The organism is Methylobacterium sp. WL19, assembly GCF_008040005.1.
Classification (GTDB): Bacteria; Pseudomonadota; Alphaproteobacteria; order Rhizobiales; family Beijerinckiaceae; genus Methylobacterium; species Methylobacterium bullatum.
The window spans coordinates 1-1,461 of sequence record NZ_VRVC01000262.1 but is presented as its reverse complement, the minus strand read 5'-3'; the positions used below and the strand labels follow the sequence as shown (position 1 = coordinate 1,461).

At 71.3% G+C, this 1,461-nt stretch carries 1 protein-coding gene; it reads right to left on the bottom strand.

Features of this window, described 5'->3' with window-relative positions:
- Positions 1–22: 22 nt before the first annotated feature.
- Positions 23–1,461: glucan biosynthesis protein D (locus FV220_RS24930; RefSeq protein ID WP_147833576.1), on the bottom strand; the 1,439-nt coding region annotated here is incomplete at its 5' end.

Genomic DNA, 1,461 nt, shown 5'->3' with positions numbered 1-1,461 from the left:
GTGGGGGGAAGCGCGTGCGTGTTCAGGGTGTCCACCGGTAGAGCCAGGTTTCGGTGACGGGGGCCTCCCCACGCTTGAGCACGAGGCGCAGTTCGCAGGTCTTCTCGCCGCCCGTGTCGAGCTCGAAGGAGACCCGCACCGTCTTGCGGTCGGGATAGCGGTACAGGGTCGGAGCCGCCACCGTGCCGGGCGAGGTCAGCAGAATCGGCTGCAGGTCGGGATCGGCGAACAGGATGTCGCCGGTGAAATCCACCAGGAAGAGGCGGCGGTTGCTCCCCGTCGCCTTGCCGCTGCGGGTGCCGGAGACGAGCGCCACCGGGGGCGCCTCGGGAGGCTGCCAGCACCAATGCTGGCGATAGCCGAACGCGTACTCGGTGCCCGCCGCCAGGGACGCCTTCGGCCGCCAATAGGCCAGGATGTTCTCGTTGAACTCGGAATCGCTCGGGATCTCGAGGAGCGTCACGGCCCCCGGCCCCCAGGCGCCGAAGGGCTCGAGCCAGAGCGAAGGGCGCCACTCCCAATGCTGCACGTCGTCCTCGAAATCGGCGTAGCTGCGCGCCCGCTGCATCAGGCCGAAGCCTTTCGGGTTGTCGTCGACGAAGGACGAGACCTGCAGCGTCTCCGGGTTGCGCGCGGGACGCCAGATCGCCTCGTTGGCACCGGTGCGGATCTGCAGGCCGGTGGAGGCATAGGCGCCTGCCCGGGCGTCGTCGGCGCCGCGCCGGTCGTAGGGGCCGAAGAAGTAGCTCGTGGTCATGCCGCCGAGACCGAGATGGTCGATGGCCGCGCGCGCAAACACCGTGCCCTCGACATCACAGAGCGAGGCGCCACCCGGCCGCAGGCTCATCCTCAGGGCGGCGGTGGCCGAGGGGGAATCGACGAGGCAGTGCAGCACCAGCGGGCCGCCGGGACCGGGACGCTCGACCCAGATGGCGCGCAGTTCCGGAAACTCCTCGCCGCGTGAATCGGCCGGGCGCAGGGTGAGGGCGCGCGCGGTGACACCGAAGCCCTGGCCGGTGGCGACGAGGCGGAAGAACGAGGCCCCCTGGAACGTAGCGAAATCGGTGAGTTCGCCGCCATCGAACCGGGCGCGGATGCGCAGGCCCGAATAGCCGGGATCGTCCTTGAACTCGGGCAGGGCGATGCCCTCCGCCTCGAAGCGGGCGCGGTCGTAGGCGAGCGGCCGCACCGTGCCGTCCTCCACCAGGGCCAGGGCCACGCGGCCGGTGAAGACCGAGCCGCGATGCAGGGGTTCGAGGGTGAAGCCGAAGGCCTCGTTCGCCCAGATCGCGCTGCCGGGCACGGTCCGGATGGCATTGTACTGCTCGCGGTTGAGCCCGGTCAGGGCGCCGGGCAGGTCGTCGGTGCGGGGGGCGGCGTAGGGGCGCTTGGCCAGCGCGCGGGCCAGATCGGGCACCGTATGGCCGAGGAACGGCGCGCCCTCGGCGGGGAGGGCGGGGG